21 protein-coding genes are annotated in these 22,270 nt (G+C 65.5%); 10 read left to right on the top strand and 11 right to left on the bottom strand.

Annotated features, from left to right (window positions below):
- Positions 1 to 3: 3 nt before the first annotated feature.
- The 6 genes from ACN9MV_RS23915 to ACN9MV_RS23890 form a co-directional block, all read right to left on the bottom strand.
- Positions 4 to 1,500, bottom strand: coding sequence for a carotenoid oxygenase family protein (locus ACN9MV_RS23915; protein ID WP_426389807.1), 1,497 nt, complete (start codon positions 1,498 to 1,500; stop codon positions 4 to 6).
- A 13-nt stretch (positions 1,501 to 1,513) separates the two neighbouring features.
- A complete protein-coding gene (locus ACN9MV_RS23910; RefSeq protein ID WP_426389805.1) occupies positions 1,514 to 1,951 on the bottom strand; it encodes a DUF2141 domain-containing protein in 438 nt (145 codons plus the stop codon).
- A gap of 137 nt (positions 1,952 to 2,088) precedes the next feature.
- Entirely contained in the window at positions 2,089 to 3,195 is a 1,107-nt protein-coding gene (locus tag ACN9MV_RS23905) for an AI-2E family transporter (RefSeq protein ID WP_093080517.1), read from the bottom strand.
- Positions 3,196 to 3,356: 161 nt separating this feature from the next.
- Complete coding sequence (locus ACN9MV_RS23900) at positions 3,357 to 4,061, bottom strand: GntR family transcriptional regulator (protein WP_307616522.1); 705 nt, start codon at positions 4,059 to 4,061, stop codon at positions 3,357 to 3,359.
- A gap of 20 nt (positions 4,062 to 4,081) precedes the next feature.
- Entirely contained in the window at positions 4,082 to 5,416 is a 1,335-nt protein-coding gene (locus ACN9MV_RS23895) for a C4-dicarboxylate transporter DctA (RefSeq protein ID WP_426389803.1), read from the bottom strand.
- A 133-nt stretch (positions 5,417 to 5,549) separates the two neighbouring features.
- Positions 5,550 to 6,491: a LysR family transcriptional regulator gene (locus ACN9MV_RS23890; protein ID WP_093058154.1), complete on the bottom strand. Its 942-nt coding sequence runs from the start codon at positions 6,489 to 6,491 to the stop codon at positions 5,550 to 5,552.
- A 136-nt stretch (positions 6,492 to 6,627) separates the two neighbouring features.
- Between ACN9MV_RS23890 and ACN9MV_RS23885 the strand changes: the two genes are divergently transcribed.
- From ACN9MV_RS23885 to ACN9MV_RS23875, 3 genes are read left to right on the top strand one after another with little or no spacing between them, the layout of a single operon-like run.
- Positions 6,628 to 8,106: a short-chain fatty acid transporter gene (locus ACN9MV_RS23885; RefSeq protein WP_426389801.1), complete on the top strand. Its 1,479-nt coding sequence runs from the start codon at positions 6,628 to 6,630 to the stop codon at positions 8,104 to 8,106.
- A 25-nt stretch (positions 8,107 to 8,131) separates the two neighbouring features.
- The gene (locus ACN9MV_RS23880; RefSeq protein WP_426389800.1) at positions 8,132 to 11,596 is read left to right on the top strand and encodes a molybdopterin-dependent oxidoreductase; all 3,465 of its coding nucleotides are present in this window, start codon (positions 8,132 to 8,134) and stop codon (positions 11,594 to 11,596) included.
- A gap of 40 nt (positions 11,597 to 11,636) precedes the next feature.
- Complete coding sequence (locus tag ACN9MV_RS23875) at positions 11,637 to 12,581, top strand: ornithine cyclodeaminase family protein (protein WP_426389798.1); 945 nt, start codon at positions 11,637 to 11,639, stop codon at positions 12,579 to 12,581.
- 191 nt (positions 12,582 to 12,772) lie between these two features.
- Here the strand turns inward: ACN9MV_RS23875 and ACN9MV_RS23870 are convergent, their stop codons facing one another.
- Complete coding sequence (locus ACN9MV_RS23870; RefSeq protein WP_426389797.1) at positions 12,773 to 13,234, bottom strand: hypothetical protein; 462 nt, start codon at positions 13,232 to 13,234, stop codon at positions 12,773 to 12,775.
- Between the two features lie 17 nt (positions 13,235 to 13,251).
- Positions 13,252 to 13,644 (bottom strand): hypothetical protein, encoded by a 393-nt coding sequence (locus ACN9MV_RS23865; RefSeq protein ID WP_426389795.1) that lies wholly within the window; start codon positions 13,642 to 13,644, stop codon positions 13,252 to 13,254.
- A gap of 291 nt (positions 13,645 to 13,935) precedes the next feature.
- On the opposite strand from ACN9MV_RS23865, the gene ACN9MV_RS23860 reads away from it, so the two are divergent.
- Positions 13,936 to 14,154, top strand: a complete 219-nt coding sequence (locus ACN9MV_RS23860; RefSeq protein WP_426389794.1) for a hypothetical protein — start codon at positions 13,936 to 13,938, stop codon at positions 14,152 to 14,154.
- A gap of 290 nt (positions 14,155 to 14,444) precedes the next feature.
- On the opposite strand, the gene ACN9MV_RS23855 is transcribed toward ACN9MV_RS23860, so the two are convergent.
- Both ACN9MV_RS23855 and ACN9MV_RS23850 read right to left on the bottom strand, forming a co-directional pair.
- Positions 14,445 to 14,573, bottom strand: coding sequence for a hypothetical protein (locus ACN9MV_RS23855; RefSeq protein ID WP_426389792.1), 129 nt, complete (start codon positions 14,571 to 14,573; stop codon positions 14,445 to 14,447).
- Between the two features lie 88 nt (positions 14,574 to 14,661).
- Positions 14,662 to 16,008, bottom strand: a complete 1,347-nt coding sequence (locus ACN9MV_RS23850) for an MFS family transporter (RefSeq protein ID WP_426389791.1) — start codon at positions 16,006 to 16,008, stop codon at positions 14,662 to 14,664.
- A 190-nt stretch (positions 16,009 to 16,198) separates the two neighbouring features.
- On the opposite strand from ACN9MV_RS23850, the gene ACN9MV_RS23845 reads away from it, so the two are divergent.
- Entirely contained in the window at positions 16,199 to 16,582 is a 384-nt protein-coding gene (locus tag ACN9MV_RS23845) for a nuclear transport factor 2 family protein (RefSeq protein ID WP_426389790.1), read from the top strand.
- Complete coding sequence (locus ACN9MV_RS23840) at positions 16,579 to 17,397, top strand: DUF4303 domain-containing protein (protein WP_426389788.1); 819 nt, start codon at positions 16,579 to 16,581, stop codon at positions 17,395 to 17,397. The genes ACN9MV_RS23845 and ACN9MV_RS23840 overlap by 4 nt, the downstream gene beginning before the upstream one ends.
- Positions 17,398 to 17,498: 101 nt before the next feature.
- Here the strand turns inward: ACN9MV_RS23840 and ACN9MV_RS23835 are convergent, their stop codons facing one another.
- Positions 17,499 to 18,095 (bottom strand): TetR/AcrR family transcriptional regulator, encoded by a 597-nt coding sequence (locus tag ACN9MV_RS23835; protein WP_176928943.1) that lies wholly within the window; start codon positions 18,093 to 18,095, stop codon positions 17,499 to 17,501.
- Between the two features lie 294 nt (positions 18,096 to 18,389).
- Between ACN9MV_RS23835 and ACN9MV_RS23830 the strand changes: the two genes are divergently transcribed.
- From ACN9MV_RS23830 to ACN9MV_RS23815, 4 genes are read left to right on the top strand one after another with little or no spacing between them, the layout of a single operon-like run.
- The gene (locus tag ACN9MV_RS23830; protein ID WP_426389786.1) at positions 18,390 to 19,178 is read left to right on the top strand and encodes an SDR family NAD(P)-dependent oxidoreductase; all 789 of its coding nucleotides are present in this window, start codon (positions 18,390 to 18,392) and stop codon (positions 19,176 to 19,178) included.
- Between the two features lie 34 nt (positions 19,179 to 19,212).
- Positions 19,213 to 20,199 (top strand): MDR family oxidoreductase, encoded by a 987-nt coding sequence (locus ACN9MV_RS23825; protein ID WP_426389784.1) that lies wholly within the window; start codon positions 19,213 to 19,215, stop codon positions 20,197 to 20,199.
- 50 nt (positions 20,200 to 20,249) lie between these two features.
- Positions 20,250 to 21,080 carry an alpha/beta fold hydrolase gene (locus ACN9MV_RS23820; protein WP_426389783.1) on the top strand — a complete coding sequence of 277 codons (831 nt, stop codon included), beginning with the start codon at positions 20,250 to 20,252 and terminating at the stop codon, positions 21,078 to 21,080.
- Positions 21,081 to 21,092: 12 nt separating this feature from the next.
- Positions 21,093 to 22,094 carry an NADP-dependent oxidoreductase gene (locus ACN9MV_RS23815; RefSeq protein WP_426389781.1) on the top strand — a complete coding sequence of 334 codons (1,002 nt, stop codon included), beginning with the start codon at positions 21,093 to 21,095 and terminating at the stop codon, positions 22,092 to 22,094.
- Positions 22,095 to 22,270 lie beyond the last annotated feature (176 nt).

The following is a 22,270-nucleotide window of genomic DNA, read 5'->3' as shown; positions in this document are numbered from 1 at the left end:
TCTTCAGGCCGCAACGAATGCGCCGTGCAGGCCCAGCGGCAACGCGTAAGGCAGCGTGGCCTGCGCCACCGGCCCCGCCGCCAGGTTGTCGGCCGCGAAGCACGACAGCACCGTCTTCTGCCGGCCGAAGTCGAGCACCGTGCCCAGCACCCAGCCCGGCTTCGAGCCGTCTGGCACGAAGACATGCTCTTCCACCATGGCCTGCGCGCCATAGTTGAAGCGCTGGCTGCGGCCGGTTTCGACGTCGGTGCGCGCGATGGAGCCGAAGCCCGGAATATCAGGGCGGATCTGCGTGGCATGAACCACGTTGCGGTGGCGCATGCCCACGCGGCGCGGGTCGATGCGCGGAAACTCGGCCTCCAGCGGCAGGGCCTTCTGCGTGGCCTCCCCAGTGCCGAGATTCAGCGTCGCGACGGTCAGGTGTGGATGGGTGCTTCTCACAATGCGCACGCGCATCACTTCGCGGTTGGTCGTGAACACCGAGTCGGCGTTGTCCGAACGCACGTAGTCGATGTGGATCTGCGTGCCGCGCGGCGTGTCTTCTTCCCAGGCATTGCCGACGTGAAAGAGGAAGCCGGCCGGCAGCGTGAGCATCTGGCGCTTCTCCCAGTTCTGCTTGTCGACCACCAGCGCGCGCATGCCGAGCTCGGGCCGCCAGACGTGTGCGTCGAGAAAGCTCGCGCCAGCCTCCTTGCGCTTGCCGTCGTAGACCAGCGGCGGCATCAGGAACACCAGGTGCCGCTCGGTCACGGCGAAGTCGTGGACCATCGGCATATCGGCCACCGGCACCACGGCGGCGCGCCGCAGCGTACCTTCGGGCGCGATCTCGTACAGCGCCAGCAGGCCCTGGCCGGAGCTCACGCCGAAGTTCCAGATCGTGCCGTTCGGGTCGACCTTCGGGTGGGCCGAGAACGGCATGCCCGCGAGGTCGGCGCGCCAGGTCTTCACGCCCAGCGTGTCCAGCGTGCGCGCATCGATGCGCGTGGCCGAGCCGCCTTCCCACAGCGCCAGCACCTCGCCGCGCATCGGCAGCACGCTGGTGTTGGCGACGTTGATGCTGTCGGCCGAGGTTGGCGGCTCCACGCCCGGCGGCATGGTGCCGAAGGCCTCGAACAAACGGCGGCCGGCCTTCGCCTCGGCCACGCGCTTGGGCGTGGCGACGTAGCGGCCCTGGTGGCGCACGTCGGCGCCGTCGATCACGAAGCTGTGCACCATGCCGTCACCGTCGAACCAGTGGTGGTAGCGCTCGCCACCCAGGTCGTGGCCGGCCGGGCCGATGCGAAACAGCGTGCCGGCAACGGCATCGGGAAAGCGCCCGCGCACCGTGGCGCGGGTCAGCGGCAGGTCGCTCGGGGGCGTGGTGAAGCCGGTCTTCCAGGGCGCGCTGGCGGCTTCGAACTGGGCTTGCCAGTCGTCGGTGCCGGCGGCGCGCGCCAGCGGTGCCAGCAGGGGCAGGGCGCCGGCCGAAACCAGCAGGCGCAGGAGTTCGCGTCGTTCCATGGCGGTCTACTCCTCAGTGCAGGTGAATGACGGTCTGCAGGTCGGCGTCGACGCTGATCGCCGCGGCTTCGAAGGACGGCGCGGCGCGGTTGCCCTTGGCGTCGTTCGAGAAGCCGTAGCGCTCGGTCGGCATGCCCATGAGGTTGGTGTCGAGCTTGCCGTTGCCGTTCTCGTCGGCAAACACCCGCAGCGCGTAGCGCCCTGGCGCCAGCCCCGCGAACACGAGCCGGGCCTTGCCTTCGCGCATCGGCGCGGTCTGCGAGGCCACGGCCTTGCTGTCGGCGTAACCGGCGGCGTCGTTGTACAGCGCGACGTAGAGCGTGGCTTCGGCCGTGGGGCCGTCGGCGACGCTCAGGCTCAGGTCGGCGGCAAGGGCGCCGAAAGGCGCAAGGGCCACGGCGGTGCACAGGGCGCGCACGACCGGGCGGGACAGGAGGGCGGGAAGTTGCATGGCAGGCCTCGTTGGAAGTTGGAGGCCCGACGATCTCGCAGGCTGGGCGCGGTGCCCAGCGCCATGTGACGAAACGCAGGTTTGCGCGCGTGAAATGCGCGCGGGCGGGGGCAAACGGGTCGGCGCCCGTGCCTGCCTCAGCCCTTTTTCTTGTCTCCGGCGCTTTCCGCGCCCTCAGCCGCCTCGTGGCCGTTGCCCACGTGCCCCGAATCCGCGAACAGGCTCCACGCGGCCATGAACAGCGCCGCGATCACCGGCCCGATCACGAAGCCGTTGATGCCGAAGATCGCCATGCCGCCGATGGTCGACATCAGCACGATGTAGTCGGGCATCTGCGTGTCCTTGCCCACCAGCACGGGGCGCAGGATGTTGTCGACCAGGCCGATCACGAACACGCCAACGAAGATCAGCACGCCGCCCTGCCAGAAATGCCCCGTGGCCAGGAAGTAGATGGCCACCGGCCCCCAGATCAGCGCGGCACCCACGGCGGGCAGCAGCGAGAGGAATGCCATCAGCACTGCCCACAGCAGCGCGCCCTGCACGCCGAGAAACCAGAAGGCCAGCCCGCCGATGGTGCCCTGCGCAATGGCTACAGCCACGTTGCCCTTCACGGTGGCGCGGATCACGGTGGTGAACTTGTTGAGCAGGTAGTGCGTGTGCGGCTTGGCGAGCGGCACGGCATCGCGCATCGTCTTCGACAGCGTCGCGCCGTCGCGCACCAGGAAGTACAGCAGGTACAGCATCACGAAGAAGCTGACGACAAAGTCGAAGGTGTTCTGCCCGATGGTGAGCGCCTGGCTCGCGATGATCTGGCTGGCCTGCCCCGCGATGGCCGACACGCGCGCCTGCCAGGCTGCCATGTCGCCGAGGTTGAAGCGCTCGACCAGGTTCAGCAGCCATTGCGGCGAGGCATCGAGGATCTGCTGGAAGTAGGCCGCGAAGTTGATCTGGCCCGAGCGGATGTTCTGTGTGACCAGCGCGATCTCTTGCACCAGCGACACGCCCACCATCGCCAGCGGCAGGATCACGATGAACAGGCAGATCGCCAGCGTCGACAGCGCAGCGGCATTGGGCTTGCCGCGCATTTTCTTCAGCAGCCACTTGTAGAGCGGCGTGAACAGGATCGCCAGCGCCACCCCCCACAGCACTGCGCCGAAGAACGGCATCAGCACCCAGAGGAAGGCGGCGGTCACGGCGGCGAGAAGGGCGAGGAACACGCCGCGCTGGAGTTGGGGTGAGTTCATAGTTGTCTCGGACTGTAGCCGAGCCGGAACCCACGGCCGTGTCAGCGGGCGCGCCCTTGTGCGGCGCAACAGGACTGGGGAGGAAATCCGCCGGAAGCGATGGCCCGGCGGGCTATGCCTGCTATCGAACAGATAGCTACCACCGGTATTAATGCACGGCTTCAGCGCTTGGCGCGCGGCAACGCCACAGGCGCCAGCGTGGCGCGCAGCCGGCTCGGCGCGTCCGGCTCGGCGGCGGCATCGACCTCGAGCGAGCGCTCGACATTGCCGATGTGATCGAGCATCAGCCGGCGCGCCCTGGCCGTGTCGCCGGCTTCGAGCGCCGCGACGATGGCGCCGTGCTCCGAGCAAGACTGCCCCGCCTCGTGCTTCGACTGGTAGAGCGTGGCCGCCAGCGTGGTGCGCGCCGTGAGGTCGCGCAGCACGTCGACCAGCAATTGGTGTCCCATCTGCTCGGCCAGGCACACGTGGAAGTCGGCCAGCAGGAAGGCGCGCGTGGCGGCATCGGCGCCTTCGATGGCGCGCTGCTCGTCGGCGATGTGGTCGCGCAGCTTGCGGATCACCTTCGACAGCGGCCGCCCCTCGCTCGCTTCGAGGATGCCGGCCTCGACGATGCGCCGTGCGGAGAAAGCATCGCGCGCCTCTTCGGCCGAAGGCTCCACCACGTACCAGCCGCGGCGCGATTGCACTTCGACAAAACCGCGCGCCTGCAGCTGCATCAGCGCCTCGCGCACCATCGTGCGGCTCACCGAGAAGTTCTCGGCCAGCGCCTGCTCGCCGAGCCGCTCGCCCGGCGCGAGCTTCTGCGCGAGGATGGCCTCGACGACGCGTTCGGCAATGACGGTGGGGCTGACGTCGGCGGGCATGTTTCTTTTCTTTTTCTTCTTCAGTGGGCGCTCGAGGCGGTGGAGGTGCCTGCGGTGTTCACCACGGCCTCGGCCAGCGGTTCGTCGTCGGGCGAGTAGCGGCCGTCGAGCACCGCGTGTGCGCGTTCGCGGTCGATGTCGCCTTCCCAGGCGGCGATGGCAACGGTCGCCACGCAGTTGCCGATCAGGTTGCCCAGTGCGCGGGCGATGCCCATGAACCAGTCGACCGACAGCACCAGCACCAGCCCGATGGCGGGAATCGCCGGAATGGCGTGCAGCGTGGCCGCCAGCACCACGATGGCCGAGCCCGGCACGCCGTGCGCACCCTTGGACGTGACCAGTGCGATCGCCAGGATCGTCATCAGGTCGGTCATCGAGATCGGCGTGTTGGTGGCCTGCGCGATGAACACGGCCGCCAGCGTGATGTAGATCGAGAACGCGTCGAGGTTGAACGAGTAGCCCGTGGGAATCACCAGGCCCACTGTCGAATCGCGGATGCCCATGCGGCGCAGCTTGGCCATGATCTGCGGCAGCACGCTGTCCGACGAGGTGGTGGCGAAGACGATGGTGAGCTCTTCGCGCAGGTAGCGCAGCAGCTTGATCAGGCTGAAGCCCGACATGCGCATCACCAGCCCGAGTACCACGAACACGAAGATCAGCACCGCGCCGTAGAAGAGCGCAACCAGCATGCCCAGCTGCTTGAGCGAGCCGATGCCGTACTGTCCGACCGTGAACGCGATGGCACCCAGCACGCCCAGCGGCGCCAGCTTGATGATGATCCCCATGATCTTGAACAGCACCAGCGAGAGTGCATCGACCACCACGGCCACCGGCTTGCCACGCTCGCCCAGCAGCGTGAGCGCGCAGCCGAAGAGCACCGCGAACAGCAGCACCTGCAGCACGTCGCCAGTGGCGAAGGCGTTGACCACCGTGGTCGGAATGAGCTTCATCAGGAACTCGACCGTGCCGCCGCTCGTGAGCTTGTCGGCGTTCGAGGCATAGGCACTCATCGCGGCCGGGTCGAGCTTCGACGGGTCGACGTTCATGCCCGCGCCGGGCTGGAACACGAAGGCCAGCACCAGGCCCATCGCCAGCGCGATGGTGGTCAGCACCTCGAAGTAGATGAGCGACTTCACGCCCACCCGGCCCACGCGCTTCAGGTCTCCCGCGCCGGCAATGCCATGCACCACCACGCAGAACACCAGCACCGGGATGATCATCTTGATCAGCTTGATGAACCCGTCACCCAGCGGCTTGAGCTTGACGGCGTACTCGGGCGCGAAGAGCCCCGCGAGCACGCCGAGCACCAGCGCGATGACCACCTGACCGAAAAGCGATTTGGCGAAGCGAGGCATGGAGTCTCCTGTCTGTCTTGTCTAGGTTTTGCATGCAAGCAACGCCTTGTCTTGCATACAAGAAATGTAGGCAAGAAGACTTTGGGAAGGTCAGAGGGTATTCCCGGGCCCGCCATTTGTTGATTGGAGTGAACTACTGCGGCTCGTCGTCCATACGCGGTTGTGACTCTCTCGTCAGCGTCTTGGCCAGCAACCGCAAGGTACTCGCGGAGGCTGCAGTGGCCTCGGAAAGAACGGCACCGCGCCGATAGGCCAGCCCCAGGTCCATCGAGGGCACCGCGCTCGACACCACCGTCCTGCGAATTCGCCCGCCGTCGTGAGACCAGGGGCGAAACACCAGATCCGACAAGATGGTCACACCCACGTTCTGTGCAACGAGGCTGCGCACGGCCTCGATCGATTTGGTGCGGAACACGACCTTGGGCTTGAGCTTCATCGCGCCCCAGTAGCGGCCAACGGTGTCCACGTGCTCGTCCATGTCCAGCAGCACGAAGGGCAACTGCGCGATCTCACGCAGCGACACCGACTTCTGCGCCACCAGCGGATGGTCGAACGACGTCCACAGGCGGCGCTGCGACTTCAGCAGGTTCTCGCGCCGGATGTCCGGCGCGCGAGAGAGGTTCGACACCAGTACCACGGCCAGGTCGAACTCGCCGCTGCGCAGGCCATCCTCGATCTCGAGCCGGTTGCGCTCCACGGGCTCGAACTCGACCAGCGGCAGTTGCCTGCGCATCGCGCCGATGATCTTCGGCAGCATGTATTCGGACACGGTGTCGGTGATGGCGATCTGCACCCGCCCCTCGACCGAGGACACCGAGTTGCGGGTTTCCTCCACCGCTGCCTCGAGCGTGTGCAGCATGTGCTCCGCGTGCCGGAGAAAGCCCTCGCCCTGCACCGTGAGCCGCAGCCCGTCGGAGTGCCGCGTAAAGAGCTGCACCTTCAGCGTGGACTCCAGGTTCTTGAGCGAAGTGGTCAGCGACGGCTGACTCACATAGCAGCGCTGGGCCGCGCGGGACACCTGCCCCGTGTGCGCGGCAGCCACGAAGTGTTGCAGCTGCTTGATCGTTATCGACATAGATGCACCCTATATCGCTCTATTGAAAATAGAGATTATGAATTGTCGATGGTAGTTCCTAACATCCGCGCAGCACGCCATGTCAGGCGTGTGACGAGGACGCCCACAGTTCCAGCAGCAGTAGCAGGAGAAACCCATGCCATCGACATCACAGACTTCCGCCGGCCCCGGCATCCACCCTCCTGTACCCCAAGACGCCCAGGCCGATGCCGGGCTGCTGAGCCGCCTGGGCCTGCGCTTCACGGCTTGGGCCGAGCGCTGGTTTCCCGACGCCTTCGTGTTCGCGGCCATCGCCGTGGTGGTGGTCGCGGGCGCCGCGCTGCTCAACGGATCGAGCCCGCAGGCGGTGGCCAAGTCCTTCGGCGACGGCTTCTGGAGCCTGATTGTTTTCACGATGCAGATGGCGCTGGTGGCCATCGGCGGCTACGTGGTGGCGACCTCGCCGCCGGCCGCGCGGCTCATCCGCAAGCTGGCCGCACTGCCCGTGTCGGGGCGGCAGGCCATCGCGTACGTGGCAGCGATCAGCATGATCCTGTCGCTCTTCAACTGGGGCATTTCGCTGATCTTCAGCGCGCTCTACGTACGCGCGCTGGCCGGCCGTCTCGACCTGCGCATGGACTACCGTGCCGGCGGCGCGGCCGCCTACCTCGGCATGGGCGCGACCTGGGCGTTGGGGCTCAGCTCGTCGGCGGCGCAGTTGCAGGCCAACGCCAGCAGTCTGCCCAAGAGCATTCTTGACATCACCGGCGTGATCCCGTTCAGCCAGACCATCTTCCTGTGGCAGTCGGTCGTCATGGCGCTGGTGTTGATCGTCGTGTCGGTGGCCATCGCGCTGTGGTCGGCGCCCGACGCGAAGCACGCGGTCACGGCGCAGGATCTGGGCGTGGACCTCACGGAAGCGAAGCCGGCCTCTCCCGATTCCGCCGCACGCCGCCCCGGCGAGTGGTTCGAACGCAGCCCGCTGCTCACGCTGCTCCTGTGCGCGCTGGGCTTCGGCTGGTTGGCGCAGGAGTTCATGGCCAAGAGCCCGTTGATCGCGATCTCGGGCCTCAACACCTACAACCTGTTGTTCCTCATGATCGGGCTGCTGTTGCACTGGCGCCCGCGCAGCTTTCTCGACGCGGTGTCGCGTTCGGTGCCGTCGACGGCGGGCGTGATCATCCAGTTCCCGCTGTACGGTGCCATCGCGGCCATGCTGACCGCCGCCAAGGGCGACGGAGGCATTACGCTGTCGGACCGCATCGCGCACCTGTTCGTGAGCATCTCCAACGTCGACAGCTTCGCCGTGGTGATGGGGGCGTATTCCGCCGTGCTGGGCTTCTTCATTCCCTCGGGGGGCGGCAAGTGGATCATCGAGGCGCCCTACGTCATGCAGGCGGCCAACGACCTGAAGGTACACCTGGGCTGGGCCGTGCAGGTCTACAACGCGGCCGAGGCGCTGCCCAACCTGATCAACCCGTTCTGGATGCTGCCGCTGCTGGGCGTGCTCTCGCTCAAGGCACGCGACATCGTGGGCTTTACCTTCCTGCAACTGCTGGTGCATGCGCCGCTGGTGCTCTTCATGCTCTGGGTCTTTGGCCGCACGCTGAGCTATGTCGCGCCGGTGATTCCTTGAATGCCTTGAATCACGCAGGTTCCGGATGCAAGTGACGACGACGGCGGCAACGCAAACCAAGCAGGGCTACTGCACGCTCTGCCGTTCGCGCTGCGGCACGCTCAACGAAGTGCGCGACGACATGCTGGTGTCGGTACGGCCCGACCCTTCGCACCCTACCGGCCAGGCGATGTGCATGAAGGGCAAGGCCGCGCCCGAGCTTGTGCACAGCCCGCACCGCCTGCGCTACCCGATGCGCCGCACCAGGCCCAAGACCGAAGCGGATCCGGGCTGGGTGCGCATCGGCTGGGACGAGGCGTTGGCCGAGACCGCGCAGCGGCTGGGCGCCATCAAGGCCGAGAGCGGCGCCGAGTCGGTGGTGTTTGCCGTGACCACGCCCAGCGGCACGCCACTGACGGACAGCATCGACTGGATCGAGCGCTTCGTGCGCCTCTTCGGCAGCCCCAACATCTGCTACGCGACCGAGGTCTGCAACTGGCACAAGGACTTCGCGCACGCCTTCACCTTCGGCTGCGGCATGCCCGCGGCCGACTACGCGCAGGCCGAACTGATCGTGCTGTGGGGTCACAACCCCGCGAACACCTGGCTGGCACAGGCCAATGCCATCGGCCGCGGCCGCGCGAACGGGGCGAAGATGGTGGTGATCGATCCGCGCCCCACCGCGCTCGCGCGGCAGGCCGACACCTGGCTGCCCGTGCGGCCCGGCACCGATGCGGCACTGGCGCTGGGGCTGATCCACCTGCTGATCGCGGACGCGCGCTTCGACGAAGACTTCGTGCGCGCTTGGACCAATGCCCCGTTGCTGGTGCGCGGCGACAACGGGCACTTCCTGCGTGAGCAGGACCTGTGGCCCGATGCCGAGGGCAACCGCTTCGTGGCGTGGAACGAGGCGCGCGCTTGTGCGGTGCCCTATGACACCGCGCAGGCGGCGCAAGCCCAGGACGCAGCCCACTTCCGCCTGCGCGGCGCGGTCGAGATCGATGTGGGCGCACATCGCCTGTCGTGCGCTCCGGCTTTCGAGCTGCTGGCCCAGGGCTGCGCCACCTATACGCCGCCGGAGGTCGAACGCATCACCGGCGTTGCTGAAACCTCGTTGCGCGCGGTCGCCGATCTCTTTGGCACTTGCCGCCGCGTGGCCTACCACGCCTGGACTGGCATCGGCCAGCACACCAACGCCACACAGGCCGAACGCGCGGTCGCCACGCTGTATGCGCTGTGCGGCAGCTTCGACCGCATCGGCGCGAACCGCGTTCGCGTCGGTCCGAGCGTCAACGCCGTTAACTCGCTCTCACTGCTGCCCGACGCGCAGCGCGCCAAGGCGCTCGGTCTTGCGGAGCGCCCGATCGGCCCCCCCGCGCACGGCTGGGTGACGGCGCGCGACACCTACCGCGCGATTCTCGAAGGCGAGCCTTACAAGGTGCGCGCGATGATGGCCTTCGGCACCAACCTGCCCGTGTCGCAGGCCGACACCGCGCTCGCGCACCGGGCGCTGTCGCAGCTCGAATTCCACGTGCACTGCGACTTGTTCGAAACACCCGTCGCCAGGTACGCCGACATCCTGCTGCCGGTCAACACGCCATGGGAGCGCGAAGGCCTGCGCATCGGCTTCGAGATCGACGACCGCGCGGCCGGTTGGGTGCAGTTGCGCCAGCGCATGGTTGCGCCGCGCGGCGAATCGCGCTCAGACAACGATGTGATCTTCGAACTGGCCACCCGCCTTGGCATGGGTGACGGCTTCTTCGGCGGCCGCCTCGACGCCGGCTGGAACCACATGCTCGAGCCGCTCGGCCTCACGGTCGATCAGTTGCGCACCCGGCCCGAAGGCATTGCCTGCGCCATCGACGCAAGCGAGCAGAAATACGCCCGCGCCACACCCACCGGCGTGCGCGGCTTCGACACCCCGACGCGCCGCGTCGAGCTCTATTCCGAAACCCTGCTGCGCCACGGCCAGCCGCCGGTCGCCACCTTCGTCGAACCGGCCGACACGCCGCGCGACGCGAAGGCCACGCGCCAGGGCCGCTTCCCCTATGTGCTGAGTTCGGCCAAGAACGGCTTCTATTGCCATAGCCAACACCGCAGCCTGCCTTCGCTGCGCAAGCGCGCGCCCGATCCGGTGGCCGAGCTGAGCCCCGCACTGGCGGCCGCCAAGGGCATCGCGGACGGTGACTGGATGCGCATCCGCACGCGCGTGGGCGAAGCCCGCTTCGTCGCACGCGTCACGCCTCAACTGGCGGACGACGTCATCGTTGCCGAGTTCGGCTGGTGGCAGGGCTGCCCCGAACTCGACCGCGACGGCCTGCCGATCGAAGGAGCACTGGGCAGCAACTTCAACGCGCTGATATCCGCCGACAGCTGCGACCCGGTGAGCGGCTCGGTGCCGCACCGTTCCTTTCTCTGCGACATCGAACGCGACCCGGCTACCGGGACGCGGCAGCGCAAGTGGTCCGGCTACCGTCCCTTCCGCGTCAGCGAGCTGCGGCCCGAGGCCGATGGCGTGCTGGGTATCCACTTCGAGCCGGTCGACGACGGCAAGCTGCCCGACTACCGCCCAGGGCAGCACGTCGAGATGCAGTTGCATCTCGACGACGGCACGCAAGTCACGCGCGCCTATTCGCTCACGGGCGCGGCCGAGGTGCCGGGCCGGCGCAGCTACAGCGTGGCCGTGCGCCACCAGCGCGGCCGCTCGGCCGACGGCACGCCGCACGAGGGGCGCGTGTCGAGCCATCTGCACTGCGCGCTGAAGGTCGGCGACACCCTCACGCTACGTGCGCCGTCAGGCAGCTTCGTGCTGCCGCGCCACTCGCCGCAACCGCTGGTCTTCTTCGCGGGCGGCATCGGCATCACGCCCTTCATCAGCCTTCTCGAATCGCTTCCCGACGGCATGCAAGGGCCGGCCATCTGGCTCTACTACGCGAACCAGAACAGCACGACACACGCCTTTCGCGAGCGTATCGCGCAGCACAGCGCACGTCTGCCGCAGTTGCGGGTCGTTGACCACTACAACGCACCACGGTCGCAGGAGCGCCTGGGCATCGACTACCAGTCGAACCGCTACATCGACGCAAGCGTGGTGGACGATGCGCTGATCGCGCAGCGCGCCCGTTTCTACATGTGCGGACCACCCGCCATGATGGACGCCGTGACCGACGGGTTGATGGCGCGGGGCGTTCCGCGCTTCGACATCTTCAGCGAAGTGTTCCGCTCGCCCACTGCGCCGCCCACCGACGGCGACCAGCACTTCACCGTCAACTTCGCGCGCTCGGGCCACGCCCCCGCGACGTGGACGCCCAGACAGGGCACGCTGCTGACTTTTTGCGAATCGCTCGGCCTGCAGATGGCCAGCGGCTGCCGCGTGGGCCAATGCGAGAGCTGCGCCGTGCGCCTGCTGGCCGGCAAGGTCCGTCATCTGCACGGCAGTGAGCCGGAAGACCCGTCCGTGTGCCTCGCCTGCCAAGCCGTCCCTCTCGAAGACGTGGTGCTCGAGGCATGACTGCGGGCACTTCCATCCACTTGATTCCATCCGCAACCCTATGAAAATCATCGATACGGAAAGCACCCGCCGTGCGCTGCCTTTCGAACGCCTGATCCCGGCGCTTCGGGAGATGTTCGTCGCTGGCTGCGAGGTGCCGTTGCGGCACACGCATTCGCTCCAGGCCGGGGCGGACGACCCGCCCCGCACCGTGCTGGTCATGCCGGCGTGGCAGCGCGACCGCTACCTGGGCATCAAGACCGTGACCATCTTCCCGGACAACGCGCAGCGCGGCCTGCCCGGACTGTTCTCGACCTATGTGCTGTACGACGCAAGCACCGGCGAGCCACTGGCGCAGATCGACGGCAACGAGATCACTTCGCGGCGCACCGCTGCCGCATCGGCCCTGGCCGCGTCCTATCTCGCGCCTGCGGGTGCGCGCAGTCTGCTGGTCGTCGGCTGCGGGCGTGTCGGCAGTCTTGTTCCCGAGGCCTACCGTGCCGTGCTTCCCATCGAACGAGTGGTGGTGTGGGACCGCGACGAATCTGCGGCGAAGGCACTCGCTGCGCGGCTGTGCGCGCAGAACATCGAGGCGGCCGTCGCGCCGGACCTCGCCAAGGCGGTGAACGATGTCGACGTCGTGAGCTGTGCCACGCTCGCCACGCAGCCACTGGTGCAGGGCGCGTGGCTGCGGCCGCGCAGCCACCTCGACCTGATCGGCAGCTTCACGCCGCAGATGCGCGAAGCCGACGATGCCTGCTTTGCTGGCGCACGCCTGTTTGTCGATACGCAAGAAGCGTTGCACAAGAGCGGCGAACTGCTCGGGCCCATGTCGCGCGGCGTGTTCGCCGCCGCAGATGTAGCGGGAGAGTTGGCCGATCTGGCCGCGGGCAGGATTCAGGGACGAGCCGAAAGTGACGGGCGGACCGTCTTCAAGGCTGTGGGTACCGCGCTGGAGGACTTGGCCGCTGCAGTGGTGGTCTACGAGGCTTCCGATCCGCACTGAGGCACTTACCTTCGCAGGCCGTCGCTACATGATCTCAAAGAATCGCTTTTCTCGACCTCTCGCGTCCCAAACTTCACAGAAGTCAATCTGTCCCGTCGTTTCTGGACATGTCTTCTGGTCCATCGGTTTGTTCCCCTTGGGCAGGAAGACGCAATGAGCCATCGGGTCGAGTTCAGCGCAAGACAGCCGAATCAACGAGACGGAGCACTGGCTCGCCAGATTCCCTTCACGATCAGCACTGCGAGCAGCACGCCTGCTCCGGCAAAGACGACGCAGGCAAGCACAAAGCGAAGCGGCGCCTGTGCCAGCACGATGTCCGGTGCTCCCCATGGCGCGGAAATGACGCCTTTGAAAAGGCCTCGAACGGCAATGTAGACAGGTGCTCCCCCGAAGAGGAGAGCCAGAAAAATGCCGAAGGCCTTCAACTGCCACGGCGACAGCACGGTGTTCTCAAAACCGCTGTCCTCGAATCGGACACTTCCCAGGATCGGGAGGTTGAATATGACGACGACGAGCGCGAAGAAGGCGACAAGCACTGCGGGGATGAGGAAGATCCCTCCCAGCGCAGAGCTACTGCCCGAACGCATCTCGATCGCGCTGTAAGTCGCGCCGAGGAAGATGACAAGCGCAATTGCCCTGCGAAGCAAACCCATCGATTGATCCTGATGTGTCAAGTAAGGTCGAGATCCACGTCGTCGTCATTCCAGCGGCGCTCGATAAGCCAGGCAGCCAAAGCGGCGGTTGCCAGGCCCAGCAGGACGCTGCTCCAGCCCCATGGCCCCACGCGCCAGCGAGGCACCATCAGCAGGCATAGAGCCCAGAGCAGCGGGGCGCGCACCAGTGCCCGCAGGATTGCTCCGGGTACGAGGAACGTCATCAGGAAGATAAACGCCAACCCCAAGGCCCAGGCCACCAGCTGACCCAAGCCCATGACTGCAGACCAGCCCAGCATGCGAAAGAAATCCGCAACAGGTTCTGCATGCACGGACAGGCTTGTGAACGCCAGGAAGGCACCCACCCAGCGGGTGGGTCGAAGGTGCGATATCAGGGGCGGCGCGAGCATGGGCGCAGTATGCATACCCACGCCGTGTGCCGGATATCAGAGGCAGGAAGGCGCAAAGGCCGCAACCGGCAGGTGCATGGCCCGATACCGAAGACAGTTGTTCCTGGTCGATCAAGCGCCGCGCCGTGACGCGTATTTCTCTTGAGAGGCACGGGCGACAGCAGCGAGTTGCGCTTCGAAACAAAAATGACCCGGACCTTGCCCACTGTTGACCTATAGAGTCGAGCTTGGCGCAGGGTGGCAGTTCCATCCCGCTGGCGGCTTCCCCATCTTGTAAGGAAGGACGACGCGATGAGTAAGGACCAAGCTCGCCTGCAGCACCTCCTGGTGCGAATGCAGGCCCTGTACGGAGAGCACGATGCCGATGTTCTTCAGCTCCGTGACGCGGTGCACCGGCTGGAACTCGACGAGACCCGTGTACACGGGACGCTACGCTATTCCGATGCGCCGCTGTTTTCCGACCGGGCGGCACGCCTGGCGCGCGCGGGCCAGGACGCAGGCCTTTTGTAGAGCATGTGGCTTCGGTGTCCCGGCAACAGCAACGGCTACATCCGATCTGCGGTCGGCAGGTTGTCCGGCTCGTACTGCAACGCGGGCCCGTGGCAGTTAATGGAGTCTTGAAGGGAGTGGGCGAGCCAGAGATCGAGCATGTTGCTTGAAGGTGCGACGCTGCGTTCGTCTTGAGGCGGCGCACTGACAACATCACGCCGCTGGTCATGCCCCACCACCTCGCTGGCGAACCATCGGAAGATGTTGCTCCGGCTTTTCAGCCCATCGCTGGATCGAATGAAGAGAAAGCCCTACAGCTCATTGCCCTCCGCGTCGACCGGGATGCCGGCGGCTCGCAAGGCTGTGACCTTCGCGCCGGTGTCCATGTCGAACGGCAGCTTCAGGGTGATGGTTGCGTTGTGGACCGTCCGTCTCGACATGGCTTTGCCCTCATGTTTCCTGGTGGCTCCGCAGACCCTGGAGAGCTTCTTCTTCTCCGAAGGTCCGTCCCGCGTTGTCGCTCTCTCTCTACTTGTCGTGATGCAGGTACGTGGCCTGCTTCGGCAGCAGCAGGCTGACAAGGAAGGCCACCCCCATCATTCCTGTCACGTACCAGTAGAAGTACGACTCGTGCCCGATCGACTTCAGCCCCAGCGCCACGTATTCCGCGCTGCCGCCGAAGATGGCATTGCCCACCGCGTACGACAGGCCTACGCCCAGTGCACGAATCTCGGGCGGGAACATCTCGGCCTTCACGATGCCGCTGATCGAGGTGTAGAAGCTCACCACCGCCAGCGCGAGCGTGATCAGCATGCCGGCCACCAGCGGGCTGCTCACGTTCTGCAGGTTGCTCAGCACCGGCACCGTCATCAGCGCGCCCAGTGCGCCGAACAGCAGCATGTTGGTGCGTCGGCCGATGCGGTCAGACAGCGCGCCGAACAGCGGCTGCATGCACATGTAGATGAACAGGCAGGCCGTCATCACGTTGCTTGCGGTCTTGATCGACATGCCGGCCGAGTTCACCAGGTACTTCTGCATGTAGGTGGTGAATGTGTAGAAGATCAGCGAGCCGCCGGCCGTGTAGCCCAGCACCACGAAGAAGGCGCGCTTATGGTTCGTGAACAGCTCGCGCATCGTGCCCGCGCCCTTGGCGGCACGGGTCTTGGTGCTCGCGGTTTCGGTCAGCGTGCGGCGCAGCATGAGTGCGACCACGGCGGCGATGGCGCCGATGACGAACGGAATGCGCCAGCCCCAGCTCTTGAGCTCGGCCTCGTCGAGCACCTGCTGCAGCACCACCACGACAACCACCGCCAGCAATTGGCCGCCGATCAGCGTGACGTACTGGAACGACGAGAAGAAGCCGCGCTGTCCGCGCATCGCCACTTCGCTCATGTAGGTGGCTGTGGTGCCGTATTCGCCACCGACCGACAGGCCCTGCAGCAGCCGTGCGGCCAGCAGCAGCGCGGGCGCAGCGGCGCCGATCTGTGCATAGGTCGGCAGGCAGGCGATGACCAGCGAGCCCACGCACATCATGACGACCGAAGTCACCATCGAAGTCTTGCGACCCTTGCGGTCAGCCAGGCGGCCGAACAGCCAGCCGCCGATCGGGCGCATGAGGAAGCCGGCAGCGAACACGCCAGCGGTGTTCAGCAGCTGCACCGTGGGGTCGGACTTGGGGAAGAACGCCGGCGCGAAGTAGATGGCGCAGAAGGCGTAGACGTAGAAGTCGAACCACTCCACCAGGTTGCCGGACGAGGCGGCAAAGATGGCGAAGATGCGCTTGCGCTTTTCTTCGAAGGTGTACGGGGTGTTGTTGGCGGTGGTCGCGTCGGGGCTGGAGGCGCCGGCGGTCGCACTGCTTGCGATGGCGGTCATGAAAAGGGGTCCTTGCTTGTCTCTTGCTGCGGCCCGCCGCAAAGCCGCGCGAAGCCGTCCCGCCGAGTCTGTCCGGCCGCCGTCGGGCTGTCGTCCGTAGCCTGCCGCCGGGCGGCTACGTATCGGTACGCAAGGGTAAATACCTAGAATGGGGTGCCGCAAGCAAACGGGCTCGCAATGGAGGTCGATGATGGAAGAGCAGAACATCCGGACGGCTATCGACAGACATTGGGCTGCGTCCGCCGCAGGCGACCAGGTCGTCGAGCATGAGATCTATCACGACGATGCCGTGTGCACCTACCCGCAGTCAGGCGAGGTCATCCACGGCCGGCACAACCTGCAGGCACTTCGCAGCCATCACCCCGGCAAGCCATCTGGGTTTGTGGTCCGGCGGATCGTGGGGGAGGGCAGTCTCTGGGTAACCGAGTATGCGATCGACTACGGGGGCAAGAGCGCCTTCACCGTGAGCATCATGGAGTTCCGGGGTGGAAAGGTATCGCGCGAGACTCAATACTTTGCCGATCCCTTCGACGCCCCCGCTTGGCGCGCCCAGTGGGTCGAACGGGCAGCGTGATTGCGCACAAGCTGATGTTCAAATTCAGGAGACACCGCGCCCCGCCAGAAGGAGTTCTCGCCGCCATGACATGGTCACTGTTCTACCGCTTCGACAACGAGGTGCCCACCGACTTCCACGAATTGCGCCAGTTCGGCAGCTCACTGTGGGCCGCGAGTGGCAAGGTGAAAACCATGGGGCGCTCCAGCGTCGCCGAGTTTGCCAGTCCGCAGGCCGCGAAGGACGCCCTCGTGCAGCGCAGCAGCGAGATCGAGGCCCGGGGCTACAAGCGGGTGCGCCAGGGCACACACGACCCGGCTCGCATCGACTTCCCCCTGCTCACCGCCGAGATTCGCGATGGTGCTCGCCGCGCCTTCCAGGCCATTCGCGCGGCCCACCCCGACGAAACCATCCGCCTCTTCGCGCTCGGCAGTGACGACAGCGCGATGACCATCGTCCACGCCGCTGGCATTCTTGCGCTGGGCGAGCCCGGCGACATGGACGACGAAAGCGAGATCTGGTGCTCCGCCGAGTGGCCCCATTCGGAGGGCGACGAGTTCCTCGACATCGCCTACCGCATGATTCTGCCCTGCCACCGCAACGACTTGCCCTGCAGTGTTGAGTTCGACGTCTTGCACGCGGGCCTCTTCGAAGCCTGCGTCGCTGCGATGGAACAACTTGATCGCGAAGGGTTCTTTGGTACTGGCGCGGTGCGTGAAGAGGTTGTACTGCTGTGCCAGAGCGAAGGCGCCGAGGACATGGAAGGGTCGATTGCCCGGCTCAATACTCCGCGTGTGGTGGGGCGACTTGAACGCTGGATCAAGCTCTGCGAGTGAGTTCCGATGGGGATGGTCTTGGCGGGTTAACGGTCAGCGGAAACGTCGAAATCCGCAAAGCGGTCATCTTTCAGCGTGTGCAAGAAACTGGACTGGCTGATCTAGGCAAGGGAGGAGCCAAGGGTCGGCGAGGAAAGCCTCGACAGGACTGCAGTGCGGCAGACATCCAGAATTTCATCGGCGAGTGGTGAGTCGTCAGGACACGCCCGTGACAGCACTATTGCGCCGATTACCTGTGCAATGACGTCGATCCGCTTGGCACGCGCGTCGCCGCACTGATCGCCTTCCTCTGTCGCGCCGCACTGGTTTGCCAGGTTCGCCAGCAAGCTTTCAACGCCGGCCGCAAAAGCCGTCTTGATCGACTCCGTCTGACGCGCGGCATCTCCGCATAGTGCGGCCATCGTGCAACCGTCACCAGGAGCATCGCGGTGCTCACGGGACAAGTAGTGCTTGACGAACTCCATCGCATCGACGCCTTCGGCCTTGGCCGCCGTCTGCGCAAAACCGCATGTTGCCGCTTCTGCCATCAGGTCGGCCTTGGACCCGAAGTGCTTGTAGAAGCCACCATGGGTGAACCCTGCGCCCGCCATCAAGTCCGCAATCCCCACCCCGTCATAGCCTCGCTCGCGAAACAGCGTGGAGGCCGTCTCGACGATGTGTGCCCGGTTCGCCTGGGCCTGCGCTTTGGTGACCTTCATGTCCAGGATCTCTCTAGATGTGCCATCAGTGAAGTCATGAATATACATTGATGTTAATCATCATCAAACCCCTTGACAGCAAAGATGACAATCGACATCATTAAGCCAACTCACCTCGAAAGGCTTCTGGAAATGAGCGATACCCACCTGACTGCCCCCCCTTCTTCGAGGTGGATGGCGACAAATTCGCCTCTAGCCGCTGGGGCAACACGCGATCCAGTTCCTGAAGGAGTGATGCCGCCCGCATCCCCTTTTTCTGCCTGACCAACGACCTTTTCGATCAAGAGAAAACACATGACATCCCATTCCACTGTTCTCATCACGGGCGCCTCGACCGGCATTGGCGCCATCTATGCCGACCGCTTCGCACGCCGCGGCCACGACCTTGTGCTGGTGGCACGCGACAAGGCGCGGCTGGAAACGCTCGCTGCGCGGCTGCGCGAGGAAACCGGCGCTGCCGTCGATACCCTCCCGGCCGACCTGACCCAGCCCGGCGATCTGGCCGCAGTCGAGACGCGCCTGCGCGAGGACACCAAGATCGAAACCCTGATCAACAACGCCGGGGCTGCACTGTCCGGTCACTTCATCGACCAATCGACAGACGATGTCGCCCGCCTGGTCAGCCTCAACACCACCGCACTCGTAAGGCTGGCGAGCGCCGTCGCCCCGCGCCTGGCGCAGGCCGGCAAGGGCGCGATCGTCAACATCGGCTCGGTGGTCGGCCTGGCGCCCGAGTTCGGCATGTCGGTCTACGGTGCAACCAAGGCCTTCGTGCTGTTCCTATCCCAGGGGCTGAGCCTGGAGTTGACGCCCAAGGGTGTCTACGTGCAGGCGGTGTTGCCAGCCGGAACCCGTACCGAGATCTGGGAGCGTGCGGGCATCGACAGCAGCGCGATGCCTGATCTGATGGGAGTGGAAGAACTGGTAGATGCCGCACTGGTCGGATTCGACCGCCGCGAACTCGTGACCATCCCGCCGCTGCATGATGGCGCGCGCTGGGAGGTGCTGAACGCGGCACGGCAGACCTTGATCGCGGACATCCGGCAGGCGCATGTGGCAGAGCGCTATCGAGCCGCAGCCTGAAACCGCAAAAGCCCCAGAGCGGAAGGGACGGCACATGACATTCAAGGCACTGCTCGCCAGCAAGACCGGCGACACCATTTCAAGCAGCCTGGTCGACTTCAAGGACGAAGATCTGATGCCGGGTGACGTCACCGTCGCGATCGAGTACTCGACGGTGAACTACAAGGACGCGATGGCGCTCAGTGGCCGGTCACCGGTCATTCGCCAGTTTCCGCTGATTCCGGGCATCGACTTTGCCGGTGTCGTCGAGTCGTCGACCTACCCCGGCCTCGTCGCCGGCGACCGTGTGCTGGCGACCGGCTGGGGACTGAGCCAGACGCACCACGGCGGCTTCGCACAGAAGGCGCGAGTGAGCGGTGATTGGCTGGTCAAGATCCCGGAGGTCTTTTCGACCCGGGATGCCATGGCCATCGGCACCGCCGGGTTCACCGCCATGTTGGCCGTGCTCGCACTGGAGCATGGGGGCCTGGCGCCCGAGCGGGGAGACATCCTGGTGACCGGCGCCAATGGCGGTGCCGGCTCTGTGGCCATCGCATTGCTGTCGGGCCTGGGCTATCGCGTGATCGCATCGACCGGCCGACTCGACGAAGCCGTCTACCTGCGTGCGCTGGGCGCGGCGGACGTCATCGACCGCCACACCCTGTCCGAAGCGGGCGCACCGATCGCCAAGGAGCGGTGGGCCGGGGCCATCGATTCGGTCGGCAGCCATACGCTGGCGAACGTCCTGGCGCAGACCCGGTATCGCGGGGTGGTCGCGGCTTTCGGCCTCGCACAGGGCGCGGATCTGCCGGCATCGGTTCTGCCCTTCATCCTGCGCAACATCACCCTCGCAGGTATCGACTCGGTCAATGCGCCGCAGCCTGTGCGGCTGCAGGCGTGGTCGCGTCTGGCCAGCGACCTGGATCTGGAAAAGCTTGCACGGACCACCAAGGTGATTGGCCTCGCGGAGGTGCCTGATGTCGCCAGTCAAGTCCTCGCAGGGAAGGTTCAGGGGCGCACCATCGTCGATGTGAACGCCTGACCGCCAACACGATGACGATGACCCCTACCGACCGGCATCCAGGATCGAGCATGCCCTACATCGACACCGCCACCCGATCGATCGATGTCGACGGGACTGCATTCGCGTACCGTGACCTCGGGCCGCGCAGTGGCGTGCCGCTGGTTCTGCTCAACCACTGGGGCGCGGTACTCGACAATTTCGACCCGCGTATCGTCGATGGGCTTTCCCGCAGGCATCGCATCATCGCCATCGACTACCGGGGAATTGGCGCTTCGGGCGGAACGGCACCTGTGACCATCGACGCGATGGCACGGGATGCGATCGCACTGATCCACACGCTGGGTTTCGAGAAGGTCGATCTGCTTGGCTTCTCCCTCGGAGGATTCGTGGCGCAGGACATTGTGCTGAAAGCCCCCGGCCTGGTGCGCCGGCTCATCCTGACCGGTACGGGGCCGGCGGGCGGCAAAGGCATCGACCAGGTAGGGGCGGTCTCCTGGCCGCTGATGGTCAAAGGCTTGTTGACACTGCGCGATCCGAAGACCTACCTGTTCTTCACCTCCACGGCCAATGGTCGTCAAGCCGCCAAAGCCTTCCTGGAGCGACTGAGGGAACGCAAGACGGATCGGGACAACGGGCCGACGCCCAGTGCCTTCCTGCGACAGTTGAAGGCAATCAAGGCCTGGGGCCAGCAGGCGCCGCAGGATCTGGGCGGCATCCGCATCCCTGTGCTGATCGCCAATGGCGACAACGACATCATGGTGCCCACCGTGAACAGTCATGACATGGCGCGTCGCATTCCTGGCTCACAACTGGTCATCTACAAGGACGCCGGACATGGCGGGATCTTCCAGTACCACGGCGAGTTCGTGCCCAAGGCGCTGGCCTTCCTCAATGACTGAAAAAAGTACCCCATGAAAGCTTTCATCATCGATCGCTATGGAAAGAAAGAAGTTGGCCGCATCGGCGAAATGCCCGACCCCGAGGTCCGGGACGATGACGTCCTGATCCGGATCCACGCGGCGAGCATCAACCCCCTGGACACGAAGACCAAGAGCGGTGAATTCAAGCTGATTCTTCCCTACCGCCTCCCCCTGATCCTGGGCAACGACATGGCCGGAACGGTCGTGCGGGTCGGCGCTCGCGTTCGCAACTTCAAGCCCGGTGATGAGGTCTATGCACGCCCTGACGACGATCGCATCGGCACCTTCGCCGAGTTCATTGCCGTCAAGGAGTCGTCGCTGGCGCTGAAGCCCGCGAATCTCAGCATGGTCGAGGCCGCCTCCGTTCCTCTGGCGGCCCTGACGGCCTGGCAGGTGCTGGTCGAAACTGCCAAGCTGAAGAAGGGGCAGAAGGTGCTGATCCATGCCGGCTCCGGCGGCGTCGGCACCATCGCCATCCAGCTTGCCAAGCACCTCGGCGCGTTCGTGGCCACGACCACCAGTACGGCCAACATCGGCTGGGTGAAGGCCTTGGGCGCGGACGTCGTCATCGACTACAAGCAGCAGGACTTCGCCACGGTGCTTCGCGGCTACGACGTGGTGCTGAACAGCCTCGGCACCAACGAGCTGAACAAATCCCTCCAGGTTCTCAAGCCGGGCGGGCATCTCATCTCCATCTCCGGGCCACCGACCCCGACGTTCGCCGTCGCGCGAGGACTGGCTTGGCCGCTCCAGCAGGTGCTGCGCCTGCTGAGTTTCGGCATCAGGAAGAAGGCAAAAAAGATCGGGGGTGAATACACCTTCGTCTTCATGCGGGCCGATGGGGCGCAGTTGCGCGAGATCACCGCCCTCGTCGAATCTGGTGCGATCCGTCCGGTCGTCGACAAAGTATTCCCGTTTCAGGACACCCACAAAGCTCTGGCCTACGTAGACAGTGGGCGCGCCAAGGGCAAGGTCGTGGTGCAGATGATTTAGCTGCCGCGCGATGTTGCGCGGAAAGCGCACGGTTGTGCCCGGGCTGTTCAACAAGCTGTCGTGCTTCGGCGTGCGTTTCTTGATACGGCGTTCGCATCGCGGGTGGCGACTCAAGTGCTTGGCAAGCCGCGGTTCGAGCTGCCGACACGCTCCGAGCAGACAAGCCGCGTGGTCCA

The sequence above is a fragment of the Variovorax sp. R-27 genome (assembly GCF_049913215.1).
Lineage (GTDB): Bacteria > Pseudomonadota > Gammaproteobacteria > Burkholderiales > Burkholderiaceae_C > Variovorax.
Note: the sequence above shows the minus strand (reverse complement) of the source record. Positions and strands in the feature narration are given on the sequence as shown.